This is a genomic window from Legionella maioricensis (assembly GCF_023618015.1).
Taxonomy (GTDB): Bacteria; Pseudomonadota; Gammaproteobacteria; order Legionellales; family Legionellaceae; genus Legionella; species Legionella maioricensis.
In genome coordinates, this window is the sequence record NZ_JAJKBJ010000006.1 from 144,450 (window position 1) to 160,943 (window position 16,494).

Consider the following 16,494-nt stretch of genomic DNA (forward strand, 5'->3'; position numbering starts at 1 on the left):
ACGTTTTTTTAACTTAATGGCCGTGGTCGTATTATATTAGCCCGCCGGTCGCGGGCTAATATACAGTGGATAAAGCTTATTCAGTAGACTAGAACGAGTTAATAGATAGGCGTTTGAGCATATACGTTGCCACTTCCATAATTAAGCAGGGCTTCAGTATCATATTCAGGAGCCGAAGGTATGGGATAAGCAACCATTCCTTCACTACTAAAGAAAGTATTGCTGCTGGCATAGGTGCTGGTTATATTTTCTGCTTTACTCAATAGTTGATTCATCGCACGTTGTTGATCTTTTAATTGTTTTTCAATGGTAGCAATGCTTTTTTCAGCTTCACCTATTTGAGTATTGAGCTTAGGAATGGTGGTTAAACTCAAATCATTAGCCTGTTCTAATTGATTCAGTATAGTGCTTTCATTTTCATGGATGGTTTGGGTATTTTGGTCAATTTTATCTTCAGCAGCGGATTTTTTTAAATGATAGACCAGGGCAACCGTCAGTGAAATAACGGTAAGCAGAGCAAACGCGCCCGGAACAGCAAAAAACACTGGGCTAATCACTAAGGTATTGATTAGACCTGCACTTAATAGACCACTGGCGGTTCCAAAAAGAGAGGCATATAGAGCGTTGGTTCTATGATTACCAGCTGCATCTTTGGTAAGAGTAAGCGAGCTATTTTCTTCTGTAAGCTGTTTATTTTCTTGTACCAGCAGAGGTTCCGAGGCAATGTAGTGTTGTAATTGCGTATTACTATCAAACAGGTTTTTTCGAAGCTTGCGTAAATTGTTTTGTTCCTCATGTAATGAGTGAATAATGCCTTGCTCTCTTTCTCCCATCGCGATGAAATTTTTCATAAGCCCTAATATCCTCTTCAATGCTTCATGCTCATTGAATGAGAGTTGGAGCCCATTTGTTTGCTGAAGGGCTTGTTCAAGCTGGGTGATATAAACGAGATAACTCGTTTCCATCGCTTTATCCATCAATTGGTTACGCTTGTTTTCAAGTTCATGGTTTTGGGTGGCAATTTGTTGCTGCAGGGCTTCACGATTTTTATGAGACAGTTGCTGAAGGTTGGGATCAAGGCTTGTTCTGGCCTGTTCTCTGCCCATACGCTCTTGCTCTCGAACCCGGCGTTGCTGTTCTTTATTAGGGAGCTCAATATCAATTTGCTGTTTAATTTCGCTGTAGCGTTCCTCAGTGCGTTTTTTTTCTTTAAGAAATCTAGTTAAATTTCTTTCTTCTTTAGTGCTTTCAGTATCTTTTGAATCAACAAGATAAGTCAGTCTTTGACGCTCCATGAGCAGTCTATTTTCTTCACTAAGAAGTCTATCCAAAATCAACTGATCCTGCAGAGAATACACAACCGTAGGAGTTGGATAAACAGGGGGATGCAGATCAGGATAATGATAATGCACGTTACTTGGTAGAGTATAGGCGTAACGGTAATGAACCAATTGACGGTCTCTGTGGAGCCGATCAATTGCCTCGTTCACCTGTTGCAGATTAATTGTATGCTCATTTAATTGACTACGAAGTTGAGAACAGATGTTTTGTTGATGAAAACACTTCATTTCAAGTTGACTCATCCTGCTTTCTAATATGGGCAGCTCTGTTTTATAACTTGATTTCAGCGAGTCATCATTATTTTTTTCTTGCTCGTCCCTTATTGCTTCATGACGATCACTTTTTCCTTGGGCCTCACAGGCTATTTGAACAAGGGAGTTCCTCATTGCCTTTTGATCGGCGTCGCAGTGTTCCGAGAGTAGGGAGTTGATGCTATTGGTTACGGTTAATAAAGGTTTTCTTTCCAGGAGATATTGACGAAGGGTATGATAATTTGATTCGCTAATGGCCGCATTAGTATGATATAGAACTAAATCATTAATAATGATTTCTGATAACGCCATGATTCGTGACTCCTCAGGTAATTAAATTATTAACTAACGTGTGTGTAACTCTTACATGAACCAATTTATTTGGGGGAATTGGGCGGCAGGTGGGACTGCATTGCCAATCCTGTTATCAATTTCCGGATGCACCTCCTTCATTTAGTCGGTTGACCTTTTAAATTGCAGGCATTATCGCAAACGAATGTTAAGGAATTGTTAAGGAAATGTTTCTTAATTGTAAAGTTAACTGTTTTTTTATTGGGTGAATGGGGAAGAAATAACCGAGAGTCTTTTTGATGTCATTGAAGAACACAAAGGGATCTGCTTTTTTTAAATAGTCATACCCTTGAGCCATTTTTAAATAGTCTTACAAATAAAGTGTATAATTTATATACAGAAGGAGTTTTTTCATGGAATGAAATGGGTATCTACTCGTCAAAAATTTATAAAGAAGCGGTTTTATTGCTTTATCAGGGATCCGCTAGGGCCATCCCCTTTAATATAGTTTTGGCTTCTTTATTGGCCGGCGATCTGATTTACCATCGAATGCCTCAAATTTTAATTGGCCTCTGGTTTTTAGGTATTTTTCTGATTAGTGCATTGAGATGGTGCTTTTGTTTTTTGTGCCTGAAGAAAAGACTCTTTGAGAAGAATATACATCAGGGTTTATTTATTTTTCTTATCCTAACTTTAATCATGGGTATGGCCTGGGGTTCTTGTTATCTAATGATATTGCCTTATTTAAATGAATTACATGAGTTTATTATAATTCTTGTGTTGGGTGGTATGTGTGCAGGTTCAATTGCCTCTTTGTCTATTTATTTACCGGCCTATTACGCTTATATATTACCCATGTTTATACCGGTAATTTGGCACAACTATTCGTTAATGAATTTTGACAGAGCCATATTAGCAACGATGTTTCTGCTATTTCTGGTCATGGTGATTGTTTCAGCGCAATTAAATAATCGGTTGTTGACCACTACATTGAAATTGTCCCAGGAGAAAGAATCATTAATTTCTCAATTGACCACTATGTCTCTAACTGATTCTTTAACTGGCGTATACAATAGACGTCATTTTGAAGAGGTTTTAAATAGTGAGTTTTATAGGGCAAAACGCAATAAATATCCGCTCAATCTGGTGCTTATCGATATCGATAATTTTAAAATGATTAATGATAGTTTTGGCCATCCTCATGGGGATATTTTATTAATTAATCTTGCTGATGTATTAAAAAAATCATTGCGGCGTGCCGCTGAGATCGTGTTTCGTCTAGGCGGGGATGAGTTTGCCATTATTTTTATTAATAATTCGGTGAAGGACACTTTAGCCAGTTGTAAATTGATTAAAAAAAATTTTCATAAAAATCTCTTGTCCTATGATAGTGCCATTTTTAACCAGCATGAAATACTTAATAAAATTACCTTAAGCATGGGAATTGTTCATCTTCCCTGGGAAGAGAAGTTCGATTTGCACCAAGTCATCACTATTGTAGATCAAGCACTTTATCAAGCGAAGAATCATGGAAAAAATAAGATAGTAGTCAAGGAAATTAGTTAAAATAGAACTCAAAATGTTCCTTAAACTTTTTGCGTTTCAAATTTCTAATTGTACCGGGCTATAGCCTATAATTAAAAATGGACGAAAATTTAGAATGGAATTAAATAAAATGTAAATATGCTATTGGAAGTTATATGATGGCTCCATCAAAGAAAAATCCGTTGTTTGACCGCACTACGTTACTTAATTGAAAATAATTTGGCGAGGGAATATGCTGATTGGGTTACTGAACAATTTAGTAGACGCTGGAGTCTCGTACGTAAAATAATTCCAAAGACGGGGATCGAGCTTTTAAATTATGATTGTCCTACTATATGGATTAAAACACCAATAAATGCGAAGCAGTACCTTTTGGATAAATATAAAATTATGGCAACTTACGGTCCTGAATATGGAACATCTGAAAACTTCACTCGCTTAAATATTCAATGTACCACTAATGAGTTTCATGAGTTGTTATATAGACTTGGGTCGAAATAGAATGAGGTCCGCTAACCTAATTTCCAGTCCCAAGTATTTCTTTCAGAATGGGCCAGACATTATCAAGAATTTTCTGTTGCGCCTGTTCATTAGGATGTAAACCGTCTTTTTGCATCAGATTATCGTGACCTGCGACTCCTTCTAGAAACATGGGTACCAGAGCAGTTTTGTAGGAATGAGCCAATTCAACGTACAAGTTCTTAAGTTGCTCACGATATTTGGGACCGTAATTAGGGGGAAGGTCTATACCCAGTAATAACACCTTGGCTCCAGCCTTTTGGCTTTCTTTGAGCATGATTTCGAAATTATTTCTTATTTGACTGATGGGGAGGCCGCGTAAACCGTCGTTTGCTCCCAATTCAATAATGATGACGTCAGGTTTGTATTTTTGTAATGCTGGATTTAATTTGGCCAGACCATTACTTGTTGTATCACCACTTATACTGATGTTGATGACATTAAAACGGCCTTCATTGAGCAGCTTTGTTGCTAACAGATTCACCCATCCTTTTTGAGCATCAATACCATAACCTGCGCTTAAACTATCGCCTAGGATAACGATATTTTTTGCTTGCAGAGGTGCTATTATTAACACCAATAACATGACCAATAAATTCAGAGATTTCATGGTGATCCAAAAGGAAATAATTAGGCTTGAAAACGTCAGCTATACCGTTAGAAGCGGAGATCAATTTTTATCTATATTGACAAACATAAGTATTGAAATCAAGGCGGGAGTCACTATTGCCATTACTGGTGCTTCCGGTTCTGGAAAAACTTCTTTGCTCAACCTGATGGCAGGCTTCGAACTGCCCTCTGCAGGAAAAATATTTTATAATAATCAGGATATTACTCTGCTTGATGAAGACCGGCGAGCCCAGCTCCGAGCACGTCAAATCGGGTTTATCTTTCAGTCTTTTCAATTATTACCCAATCTTACTGCTTTGGAAAATATTACCCTACCTCTGGAAATTCTGCATTTGGAGAATTCATTGGCCATTGCCAATTCCTGGTTGAATAAAGTGGGTCTTCATCATCGAGCCAATCATTTTCCCCTGCAATTATCTGGAGGAGAACAGCAGCGTGTTGCTATAGCACGGGGATTTGCCATCTCTCCATCAGTCTTATTTGCTGATGAGCCTACTGGTAATCTGGATCCCCATACGGGTAAAACCATTACCGACTTACTTTTTGCTTTAAATGAAGAACATCAAACTACTTTAGTCATTGTGACTCACGACAATCGTTTGGCCAAACGTTGCCAGCTCCACTGGCCCTTAGTTAATGGGAGATTAGTTTGCTAAGTCTACCTTTACCCATTAAAGCAATTATTCGGGAGTGGCGAACTGGTGAGTTGACCCTGTTATTTATCGCGCTCATCGTTGCAGTGGCTTGTGTCAGTGCAATGAATAATTTTACCGGAACAGTTAAGAATAAATTGGAGCAAAGTGCCAGGAACATGCTCGGTGCTGATGCAGTTTTTACCAGCAAATCGCCTATTAAGTCTGAATGGTTGCAAAAATCACGAGCTATTGGCTTAAGTCAAACCATTAGCCTTTCTTTTCCCAGCATGGTTGAATATCAAAATCAATTGCAGCTTGCCCAAATCAAAGCAATTTCAACCCCATATCCTTTGCGTGGGGGGCTTAAAATAGCCAATAATCTCAATGACTCGTCCGGAAAAGAGATAAACCAGGCCCCTGTTCCCGGAACGGTATGGCTTGAGCCGCGACTTTTTTCCATACTGGCAACAGATATAGGCAAGACGATTAATATAGGTTCTGCCAGTTTTAAAATTACCGGGGTGATTCGGGATCAACCTGGACAAACAGGGGACTGGTTTACCATTTCTCCGCGCATTATTATAAATTTAGAAGATGTTGTTAAAACAAAAGTCATTCAACCGGGAAGCAATCTAAGTTACAACTGGTTGCTTAATGGCTCTAAACAGCAATTGAATGAAATACAGGATTTTCTCAATAAGACAGGGGCAGACAAACAGCAATGGATGGACAGTCAAAATAGAAATCAACGCGTAACCGAAACCCTCGATCGTACATTAAGTTATCTGAGTTTTAGCACCGTATTAAGTATGATCCTGGCCGGGGTTGCTATCAGTATGGCTTCATTACGGTATTGTCTACGTCATCTCAAACAGGTCGCTCTCCTGCGTTGTTTTGGCGCCTCTCAACGTCAAGTGATGCAACTGTATATAAGCAGTATCGGCTTATTGGGCATTATTGCCTGTATTCTTGGCGCTGTTATCGGTTATGCATTTCAACCCGTATTAGTCAAATGGCTAGGCGGTCTCTTACCCCAAATAGAGCAGCAATTTACCTTGTGGCCTTTATTGCTAAGTATCATCACCGGAATGCTGCTCTTGTTCTGTTTTTCTGTAGGAACGATTTGGCAATTGCGAAAAGTAAGCGCTATTACTCTTTTTCGTCAGTATCAGATTATGTGGGAGAACACTCTTTTTTTGACCTATGGCATGGCTTTATTACTATTGACTGCTTTGGCTTATGTTTATACTGACTCATTTAAAGTCACTTTAAGCGTATTGCTAGGATGTCTTGGATTTATAGGAATAGCGCTTTTCGGTCTTTGGCTATTATTTGCTGGGCTGATTAAAACCAAGGTCCGTATTTCGTTGAGTTGGCGTTTTGGTTTTATCAATATTGCTCATAATTTAAATGAGAGTGCTTTGCAGGTGATAGGTATTGGTCTTGCCTTAACCGCCATGCTCAGTCTTACCTTACTTAAAAATCATCTACTTAGTGATTGGCAGCAACAGTTACCTGCGCAAACGGCTAACTATTTTGTCATCAATATCGAACCGGAGCAGACTCCTTTATTGAATAAATTATTAGCGGTTAATCAGATTAAGAGTGCAAATTTTTATCCTATGGTCCGTGGGCGATTAATAGCTATTAATCAGGAGTCAGTTAACCAACGATATGGTGAACGTGCTAAAGACATTAACGCATTGCAAAGAGAACTTAACTTATCCTGGTCAGATACATTACCGGATAGCAATCGAATTGTAGATGGGACCTGGGTGGTGACGGACCCTTCTCAAAATTGGGTTTCTGTAGATAAAGGATTAGCAGAAACCTTAGCAATAAAATTAGGTGATGTTTTGTTGTTCCGTATTGGTGATCGAGAGATAAATGCCCGGATCTCCAGTTTCAGGCAGGTTGATTGGAATTCATTTAAGCCCAATTTTTTCATGCTCTTCAAGCCGGGTCTCCTGAATGAATTACCGCAAACCATGATTACCAGCTTTTATCTACCGCCTGAAAAGCAATATGTGTTACTCCAGGTTAACAAGCAGTTTCCTAATGTTACTGTGATTGATGTTGCTGATACGATTAACAAAATTCGAACCATATTGACCAGTGCGGGCAATGCCATCACTTTTATTAGTTTTTTTGCTTTATTAATTGGACTAGTTATCGTCACTCTAGCCATTTTGTCTTTTAGTAGTACTAAATTACAGGAAACAAAAATATTGAAGATTTTGGGGATGCGCCGTAAGACCTTATTATGGATAAGAAGTAGTGAAGCCTTTTTAATAGGCATCTATTCGGGGGTACTGGCTACAGGTACCGCAATACTGATTAATTCATATTTGGCTGAAGCCATTCTTAACAGTCGCTTTGCAATTCCCTGGTTGCTTTTTATCACGGTGCCCTTGACTACTGCTATCCTGACAATAGTTATTAACTTAATCATGCAGAGAAAACAATATCAAAGCCGATCAGCTTCGTGACTCATCACGTCATTTAAGAATGTCCCTGTCGGTTTAATCCGAAATTTAGTACAGTAAAGGCATCGGATGAGAGACAAAACCGAATTTAAGTTTTAATGATGGTGCGAAAAAATTTTAAATACCAGAATGATTTCCCAATAGATTAAAGGAAAAAAATGAACCAGACGATTTCAATGTATAACGCTTCAGTTCCGATTTTTAAACAATTATTGACTGCATTAAATGACATTTTAAGTAAAACACAAATGCAGGTGGTGGACAAAGCAATTGAGCCTGATACTTTGCTGCAGGCAAGCTTGTTTCCTGATATGTTCAATTTTATTCGTCAGGTACAAATTGCCACTGATTTTGCCAGAGGAGTCAGCGCTCGTTTAGCGGGCCTGGAAGTTCCTGCTTATGACGATAATGAAATTAATTTTGATGAATTACAAGCTCGCATCGAGAAAACGCTTCAATTTCTCTCCGACATTAAACCAGAAGCCATAAACGGCAGCGAAGAGAAGGAAATTATTACTCGGCCAGGAACTCCCAAAGAGAAAAGATTTAATGGTCAATCTTACCTGTTACATTATGGACTCCCCCAATTTTTCTTCCATGTGACAACAGCTTATGACATCTTGCGTAATCAAGGTATTGAAATCGGCAAAAAAGATTATATGGGCGTCTATTAAGTACATTTCTAGGGCTGCGTAGACTGATTTGTTATTTATTAGGGGCTGCTGGACAATTGTCAACAGCCCCTGGTAATTATCGCCCCGTTAATTCTTCTCTACTGATCTGGCCATTTATTCTTGTCTGCTTAGAGTTAGTTTGGAATACCATTGGGCTATGCTGATGCTAGATAATTATCCATAGTGACTATTAATTGATGGCCTGCGACAAATTGAGTTCATATTGATGTTCTCTTAATCTATGTGATTTAAAATGAGTCTCAATGTTTATTTGAAGATTTATGAATATTTATAATGATTTTATATGTTCCATTTCCCCACTCTCAAGCCGGTGATTTAGTTGTTGGCATGGAAAGCTGGAAAAATGAGCAAAGCAAAATTTCAAATGAGTCTATACACATTATTTATCACGGTGATGATTTTGATTTTGATGCTACAAAAGCATTGCTTTCGGAAGTTTATATCTGTGCGCATGGATTCTCAGATAGCCTGCCATTAATTGTAGGTAATAACAGGGACTTAATGAAAACAGAGTGTATTGGTATTAGAACCGTTACTGAGCGGTTTAACCAGGATTTTGGGGAGGTGCTTTATCAAATTTTTGCTATCCATCTTTATTGTTGTGGAAGCAAAAACAAGAATAGGCTGATGGCAGAAGAGTTCCGTATGGATTTACTGCGCAAAGATATCTTTATTCACAGTTATGCCGGTAGTATTACAACGCCCGATAGTAACGGCGTACTCTGGAGTTTTAGCGATACTCAGAAAGTTCCTGTTCAAGAGACACAAAGCGTACTCGTTAAGCAAGCGGTCCTTGAAACTCCTGAACACAGAATGAATTTTAAAACAGCAGTGATGCTGCATTCCTATGAGCAATCAAAAGAGAAGCGACGTCATCGCTTTTTTGCGGAAGAAAAAGCAGGAAGACAAGCAGAAATACATAGGCGACGTCCTGATTTGCCGGAAGAAACTCCAGCACCTGCTGCTGCTCCTCCGTCCTCGGACGAGGCCTCTGCAACAAGTATTCCATGATTCATAAGATGAGTGTTGCCGTTGTCAATAAAGGCTCTGTCACATAAATTGGATATAAGTCTATAATAGAGTAAAATCTATGTTTTAAAGAAAAATATAGGATTAACAACCTCATGAGCACTTTACCCAATTGTCCAAAATGCGATTCTGAATATACTTATAAAGACGGGCAGCTTTTTATTTGTCCAGAATGTACTTATGAATGGACTCAAGAGACAGCAGAACAAGCAACTGAAAGCGAAACTGTGATTAAAGACGCTAATGGCAATGTGCTTCAGGATGGAGATACGGTTACCGTAATTAAAGATTTAAAAGTAAAAGGTACCTCATTAGTGGTCAAAGTAGGGACTAAGGTTAAAAATATCAGACTCGTTGGTGGTGACCATGATATTGATTGTAAAATTGAAGGAATTGGTCCTATGAAATTAAAATCACAATTTGTAAAAAAAGGTTAATTGATTGTTCTCCTGGCACCTCCAATTTTAATCAATTAAACCAAATGTGCTGATAACCCTTCTTTTCCACCTATGTGCCGCGACTTGTTCGCGGCATCCAATTGCTATGAATTAATGGTAAATTTTTTTATATAGAGCACCCACCTGAGTTTGACTGTTCAACCACATGTAATTTTCCTCAACGGAGTATTCTTAGTTTTTTGTGCTTCATTCAAGTTCGAGCTAAACTTATTCTAATGACTGTTAGCTCTCAAATAGGGATAAAAAATGAGTCCATCGCCAGAGGAACTAAAAGAAGCATCTATAAAATTATTTAGGGAGCTCCATGAGAATAAAAAACGCAATGAAGCCCAAGAGGAAGAATATAGGCGTCTTTTAGAGCTCCATGGACACGAGATAATTTCCCATCCGGAGCTCTTAAAAAAGAAAAAAGAAGAAAAAACGGAGTATGCTGTTAACCCTGTATTTGCCAAAGACATTAAAGCGATTATTGCGGATTATAAAGAAAAAACAGGTAAGGAGCCTGAACAAACGGAACAAGGAGTAGTGCTTGCTTTTAATAAGCAAGAAGATGCCATATCGTTTTTTAAAGAACAAAGTAGTAAAGGTCGAGCCTTTGATATGTATTGCGCTGCAAAAGATCATCGTGTTTATTCGGATGGCAAAGGATTATTTGTTCATGGTACTCGGAAGGAAGTGGGTGAATATCTTAAAAAGCCGGAAGATTTTGAGTTGGGTAAAGATGGAAAATTAACTAAAAAAGAAGAGCCTACAGATGCTCCTTCCCAACAGCTGTAATTAAGAGAGATTAATTATTATTAACCACTTTAAAAAAGTAGACATCATCTTTATTTTGCTTATGTGATGAGCTAAAAACTATTGATGGAATTTGGTCTTGATTCCAGGAGTCATGAACCATCCACCACCCAGCGCTTTAATTAATTGAACTGTAGCTATGTGTCTTCGGGTACGAATATTCACTGCTGAGAGTTCCGTTTGTAAGGCTGCATTTTCGACGACCACCACCTCAAGGAACGTAATAATCCCCCCTGTATAGCGATGTTGGGACTGAATTAATGCTCTTTTTGCAAAAAGTACAGCCGCTGTTTGACTGTGATTTTCCTGATCCAGTTGCCTTATGGCTACTAAATAATCTTCTACCTCTTTAAAGGCGGTCAGTATGGTTTGACGATAGATGGCTACCGTTTCAAAATAACTGGCATTTGCCTGTCTTAACAAGCCTAATAATCTACCTCCATCAAAAAGGGTCATAGCTGCTACTGGCTGGATTAATGTTAATGCACTGACTGGACCAATTGACCAAAATAAGCTGGGCTTGCTAAGAAGATTGGATAAGGTTTTGCTTTGAAAACCAATAATACTGGAGAGATTAAAGACAGGGAAAAAAGCAGCTCGAGCAATACCAATATTCGCATTTGCTGCCTCTACACGTAATTCTGCAGCCGTAATGTCAGGTCTGCGCTCCAAAAGTGTAGACGGTAAATCAGGGGCAATGGTGATAAAATGCTTGGGTAGTTTTGCGGGAGGCAGATTGAAGTCTGCGGGGAATCTGCCAATGAGCACTGCAATTGCATGTTCCAGTTGAGCTCGTTGTAACCGCATATCTGCAGCCAATGTTTTCGCATTTTCCAATTGTGTCTCTGCTTCATCGACATCTGCAATTGGCGCTGCCCCACCCTTATGGCGCTGCTGGGTTAAATAAAGAGCTTTTTGATAAGCTGCAACTGTTTCATCTAGTATCCTTTGCGACTCGTCAGCCCCCCTCAGAGCAAAGTAGTCGCTAGCAAGGGTGGCATGTAAACTCAAGGTCGCTGCGGCAAGATCGGCTTCACTTGCTTTAGCAAGATTTTGATTTTGCGCCACTTCATTACGAATTCGTCCCCAGACATCTACCTCATAACTTAAATCAGCTCCGATTAAATAATTATTAAAAATAGGTGTCGAGCTCGGATTGGCAACAGTAACCGAGGTTTTTTGCCGGTCTGCATTAGCTAGTCCCTGGATAGTGGGGAAAAAGCCAGCTCGGGCTACCTGTACTAATGCGCTTGCTTCCTGATAGCGAGCAAATGCTGCTTTTAAATCCTGATTTGCAGGGACCACGTTTTCTTCTAATTCATTTAATATCGGATCATTAAATATCTGCCACCAGGGACCAGGTGTTCCTTGAGGAGGAATGGCTTTAACCGCTACCCATTTCCCTGTCTCTTTAAAGTGATCAGGAATAGGTATGAAAGGTTGATGATAGGTTGGTGCCAGGTTGCAACTGGTCAATACGCAGGTCAGTATTCCTATTGCAGTTACTTTTCTCATGAAGCAACTCGTACTTTTTCTCTATTGGTCAGGGCGTCAGGAGGATTGATGATAATTCTTTCTCCAGGGCTAATTCCGGATTCGATTTCAACCTCTGAACCAAAATCACGGCTTATCTTGATGGATTTCAACACTACCCGATTGTCTTTATCCAAGGTGGCTACTTGCAAGCCGGCTGCCTGAAAAATAAGAGTATTAACCGGTAAACGAACTGTTCCGGGTAAGACCGCAAAGTTAAAAGAGACCTCCGTGTAGCCTCCTGGAAGTAATATACCTTTCTTATTCTCAGCGCTGAACTGGGCCAGCAAAGTAAATGACGCCGGATCAATTGCTTGGGCTGTATTGACTAGTTTGGCTGTAAATACCTGCCCAGGGTGTTCTGCAAAAGTCAAACTAACCGTCATATTGGCAGTAATCCGCGACGTATAATTCTGCGGTATATTCACATAAATCCGCAGTGGATTGGTTTGCGATAATCGAAATAAAAGAACCCCTGTAGTGCTGCTGCCTTCATTAATAAGAGAACCAATATCAATGTTACGAAACGTAATCACGCCATCAAAAGGGGCAATGACGCGCTCGAAACTGACTAATTCTTTTAAACGATCTACATTAGCCTGTGCAGAAATCATCGCGGCGTTCAATGCCGCCGCAGAACTTACTTTTTCATCCGTTTCCTGTTTAGACACTGAATCGGTCTTTAATAAATTTACCCAACGCTTGGCTGTAGACTGCGCTAATTTGTTGTTTGCTATGGCTGTATTTAAATCAGCTTTTGCCTGTGCATATTGAGCGTCCAGCTCCGGGGTTTCAATAACGGCAAGCAGGTCACCTTTTTTAACATGACTGCCTATATCAACATACCATTTTTTTATATAGCCATTAGTGCGCGCATAAATGGGGGCTTCATGCCATGCCTGTACATTGCCTGGTAATATAATTTTTTCTGTTCCGGTTACCTGAATTGGAATCGTTGTCGCAACTACCGGGAGCAAATTGGCGTTAGTTTGTTGACGCAAAACTATGGCTGCATAAATACGAAAACCTATTACGATCAAAAGAATCAGGCAGACAAAGGAAATAATCGCTATCCATCGAGTATCGAGTTGGGTTTTGAATTGCGAATGAATTCGTTTAATCATCTTTCTTCCTTTGCTTTACTTTTAATCGACGATGATGAATGACATAAAATACTGTAGGTACAAATAAGAGGGTGGATATGGTGGCAAAAGACAGTCCGCCTATCACGGCACGTCCTAAAGGCGCATTTTGTTCGCCTCCATCGCCAAGTCCAAGAGCCATAGGCATCATCCCAATAATCATTGCCAATGCAGTCATTAACACGGGGCGTATACGCGCTTTTCCTGCTTCAAGAGCAGCCGCTAGTGGATCATTCGTTTCAGCCAGATGTTGGCGGGCGAAACTAATGATTAGGATACTATTCGCCGTTGCAACCCCCATACACATAATTGCCCCTGTTAAAGCCGGTACGCTTAATGTCGTAAAAGTAATAAACAACATCCAGGCAATCCCTGCTATAGCTGCGGGAAGGGCGGTAATGATAATAAAGGGATCAGTCCATGATTGGAAATTGATGACAATTAATAAATAGACCAGCAATATAGAGAAGACTAATCCCCAGTAAAGACCTTGGAAAGCCTGGTGCTGGGTTTGAATTTGACCTCGTACAACGACAGAAGAGCCTTTAGGCACCTCTTTTTTGGTGTCATTAATCACCTTGTTTATATCACTGGCCACAGCCCCCAGATCTCGGTCTTGTACGGCGGCAAAAATATCAACTACTGGTTGTACGTTATAATGCGACTCTACCACTGGACCCCAGATACGTTTAATGGTCGATAAGGCGCCTAAAATTTGTGCTTGGTCGGGTTTATTTATATTAGAAACAGGAATATTTCGTAAGGCCTGTAATGAATCCATCACGTATTGGGGGGCTTGAGTCACTATGGGATAGGAAACTCCATTCTCAGGACTTAACCAAAATGTAGGTGATGTTTGAAAACTTCCGGAAAGAGTAACCAATAAATCTGATGCAATATCAAATTGGGTGAATCCCAGCTCACTTGCTTTGCTGCGATTAACATCGACCATGAACTCAGGATAATTATTGGCTTGTCTAATGCGGGTATCTACAAGGCCTGGTATCTGTTTTAACCGTTGTAATAATTTATCCGCATAAAGCATGTTCTCTTTATTTTTCAAACCAATAATCTGGATGTCAATGGGGGATGACAGACCGAAGTTTATAATTTGATTCACAATGTCTGCAGGGAGAAAGGCAAAAGATACACCAGGAAATTTCTCCTGCAGAATGGATCTTAATTCTTTTACGTAATCAGGACTGGGACGATGTCCGTCTTTAAGCGAAATTAAGATATCTGCATCAGCCGGTCCTACTGGAGCTGAGTTACTGTATGATAAATTAATACCACTTACTGGTAAGCCAATATTATCAACAATATTGTCAAGATCCTTTGGGGGTATTACCTGGCGGATTAGAGTATCTATCTTATCGACCAGGCGTGCTGTTTCTTCAACTCGCGTACCGGTAGGAGCACGGATATGAAGTTTTATTTGTCCGGCATCCACACTGGGGAAGAAATCAGAGCCAAGCCACGGCCAGAGCAGCACAATAGAGGCAATAACAAAACCTAGAAAACTGCACATAAACAAGGTCGAATTTTTTAATACCCAGCTTAATAAAGCAAAATATCTTTGGCGAAAGGCTTCAAATTTTTCTTCAAAGGCATTATGAAAGCGAACAAAACGATTACCGTTTTGCTGATGTTCTTTAGTCAAATCATGAGGCTTGAGCAAATACTTGGCTAAAGTTGCTACCAGAGTCCGTGATAAAATATATGAAGTTAACATGGCAAAAATTACCGCCTCTGCCAATGGAACGAAGAGGAATTGAGCCACACCACCTAAATAAAACATAGGTACGAATACAATACAAATACATAAAGTGGAAACCAATGCAGGGATGGCAATCTGTTTCGCGCCATCCAGAATCGCTTGTTCTACTTCTTTCCCTTGCTCTAAATTCCAATTGATGTTTTCAATGGCGACTGTGGCGTCATCAACTAAAATACCTACAGCGAGAGCTAGCCCGCCCAAGGTCATAATATTAATTGTCTGTCCTAAAGCTGAAAGCAAAGAAATAGAGGCGATAATAGATAAAGGGATGGATAAGGTAATAATTAAAGTGCTGCGCCAACTGCCCAAAAAGAGGAGGATCATTAAACCCGTCAGAGCAGCTGCTATAACGCCTTCTACAATAACCCCTTGAATCGCTGCGGTCACAAAGATTGATTGATCGGCTAACATCGTCAATTGCAGCCCATTGGGAAGGCTTTCTTTGATTTTAGGTATTAATGCTTTAATGCGACTGACAATATCCAGAGTTGAGGCATTTCCTGTTTTTTGAATGGACATCATTACCGCACGTTGTCCATTGACTCGGACTATATTGGTTTGTGGAGCAAAGCCATCTCGTACATGAGCTACATCTCGAATGTAAAGCACCCGCCCGGGAGTTATTTTTACCGGCATGTCATTTAATTCATTGACCTTGAGCGGACTGCCATTTAATTTGACGATGTATTCATATTGGCCAATTTTTTGCGTTCCTGCTGGTAAAATGAGATTTTGTGCCCCGATAGCTGCATTCACTCCCTGTGCAGATACGCCATAAGTCTGCATCGCTTGCGGGTCCAGATCAACCTGAACCTGGCGAGTTTTTCCTCCATAAGGGTAAGGTAAAGCCGCTCCTTGCACGGTAGCCAGCTGAGTGCGAATGAAATTGTTTCCTAGATCATTTAGCTCTTGTTCTGGAATGGTTGAGCTGGATAAAACGAGTTGTAATACTGGGACCGTTGATGCTTTATAACTTAATATTAAGGGGGGAAGGGTTCCTGGCGGTAAGTTGCGTAACATGGTTTGAGCTATAGCGGTTACCTGGCTTAATGCGATATCAATATTAACCCCTGCCTGAAAAAACAGTTTAATAACGCTCACGCCAATCAGCGATTCTGACTCAATATGTTCTATATCGTTAACTGTAGTAGTAACGGCTCTTTCAAAAACACTGGTAATTCTATTCCCCATTTCATCGGGGGGTAAGCCAGTATAATTCCAAACCACGCTGACGACAGGAATATTAATGTCTGGGAAAATATCGGTGGGGGTGCGCATCATCGCAAGCGGTCCGATAATGAGTAACATCAGGGCCAATACGATAAATGTGTAGGGTCGCGAAAGAGCAATCCAAACTATCCACATAA

The 16,494-nt window shown here is 39.9% G+C and carries 13 protein-coding genes; 8 read left to right on the forward strand and 5 right to left on the reverse strand.

The window, feature by feature from the left end; translation table 11 throughout:
* Positions 1 to 98 precede the first annotated feature (98 nt).
* A complete protein-coding gene (locus LOX96_RS07270; RefSeq protein WP_250420939.1) occupies positions 99 to 1,904 on the reverse strand; it encodes a type IV secretion protein Dot in 1,806 nt (601 codons plus the stop codon).
* 402 nt (positions 1,905 to 2,306) lie between these two features.
* Between LOX96_RS07270 and LOX96_RS07275 the strand changes: the two genes are divergently transcribed.
* Both LOX96_RS07275 and LOX96_RS07280 read left to right on the forward strand, forming a co-directional pair.
* Positions 2,307 to 3,449 (forward strand): GGDEF domain-containing protein, encoded by a 1,143-nt coding sequence (locus tag LOX96_RS07275; RefSeq protein ID WP_284498331.1) that lies wholly within the window; start codon positions 2,307 to 2,309, stop codon positions 3,447 to 3,449.
* Positions 3,450 to 3,614: 165 nt separating this feature from the next.
* Positions 3,615 to 3,929: a hypothetical protein gene (locus LOX96_RS07280; protein ID WP_250420940.1), complete on the forward strand. Its 315-nt coding sequence runs from the start codon at positions 3,615 to 3,617 to the stop codon at positions 3,927 to 3,929.
* A gap of 16 nt (positions 3,930 to 3,945) precedes the next feature.
* Here LOX96_RS07280 and LOX96_RS07285 read toward each other — a convergent pair whose 3' ends face one another.
* A complete protein-coding gene (locus LOX96_RS07285) occupies positions 3,946 to 4,557 on the reverse strand; it encodes an arylesterase (RefSeq protein WP_250420941.1) in 612 nt (203 codons plus the stop codon).
* On the opposite strand from LOX96_RS07285, the gene LOX96_RS07290 reads away from it, so the two are divergent.
* From LOX96_RS07290 to LOX96_RS07315, 6 genes are all read left to right on the forward strand, one after another.
* On the forward strand, positions 4,556 to 5,233 hold the full coding sequence (locus tag LOX96_RS07290) for an ABC transporter ATP-binding protein (RefSeq protein ID WP_250420942.1): 678 nt from the start codon (positions 4,556 to 4,558) through the stop codon (positions 5,231 to 5,233). The two genes, LOX96_RS07285 and LOX96_RS07290, sit on opposite strands and share 2 nt — an antisense overlap.
* Complete coding sequence (locus LOX96_RS07295; RefSeq protein WP_250420943.1) at positions 5,227 to 7,701, forward strand: ABC transporter permease; 2,475 nt, start codon at positions 5,227 to 5,229, stop codon at positions 7,699 to 7,701. The genes LOX96_RS07290 and LOX96_RS07295 overlap by 7 nt, the downstream gene beginning before the upstream one ends.
* A 155-nt stretch (positions 7,702 to 7,856) precedes the next feature.
* Positions 7,857 to 8,372 carry a DUF1993 domain-containing protein gene (locus tag LOX96_RS07300; protein WP_250420944.1) on the forward strand — a complete coding sequence of 172 codons (516 nt, stop codon included), beginning with the start codon at positions 7,857 to 7,859 and terminating at the stop codon, positions 8,370 to 8,372.
* 294 nt (positions 8,373 to 8,666) lie between these two features.
* Positions 8,667 to 9,404, forward strand: a complete 738-nt coding sequence (locus tag LOX96_RS07305; RefSeq protein WP_250420945.1) for a hypothetical protein — start codon at positions 8,667 to 8,669, stop codon at positions 9,402 to 9,404.
* A 113-nt stretch (positions 9,405 to 9,517) separates the two neighbouring features.
* Complete coding sequence (locus LOX96_RS07310; RefSeq protein WP_250420946.1) at positions 9,518 to 9,859, forward strand: zinc ribbon domain-containing protein YjdM; 342 nt, start codon at positions 9,518 to 9,520, stop codon at positions 9,857 to 9,859.
* A gap of 267 nt (positions 9,860 to 10,126) precedes the next feature.
* A complete protein-coding gene (locus tag LOX96_RS07315; RefSeq protein ID WP_250420947.1) occupies positions 10,127 to 10,657 on the forward strand; it encodes a hypothetical protein in 531 nt (176 codons plus the stop codon).
* Positions 10,658 to 10,735: 78 nt separating this feature from the next.
* Here LOX96_RS07315 and LOX96_RS07320 read toward each other — a convergent pair whose 3' ends face one another.
* From LOX96_RS07320 to LOX96_RS07330, 3 genes are read right to left on the reverse strand one after another with little or no spacing between them, the layout of a single operon-like run.
* Positions 10,736 to 12,190: an efflux transporter outer membrane subunit gene (locus LOX96_RS07320; protein WP_250420948.1), complete on the reverse strand. Its 1,455-nt coding sequence runs from the start codon at positions 12,188 to 12,190 to the stop codon at positions 10,736 to 10,738.
* Positions 12,187 to 13,332 carry an efflux RND transporter periplasmic adaptor subunit gene (locus tag LOX96_RS07325; RefSeq protein WP_250420949.1) on the reverse strand — a complete coding sequence of 382 codons (1,146 nt, stop codon included), beginning with the start codon at positions 13,330 to 13,332 and terminating at the stop codon, positions 12,187 to 12,189. The genes LOX96_RS07320 and LOX96_RS07325 overlap by 4 nt, the downstream gene beginning before the upstream one ends.
* A complete protein-coding gene (locus LOX96_RS07330; protein ID WP_250420950.1) occupies positions 13,325 to 16,492 on the reverse strand; it encodes an efflux RND transporter permease subunit in 3,168 nt (1,055 codons plus the stop codon). The genes LOX96_RS07325 and LOX96_RS07330 overlap by 8 nt, the downstream gene beginning before the upstream one ends.
* Positions 16,493 to 16,494: the final 2 nt, after the last annotated feature.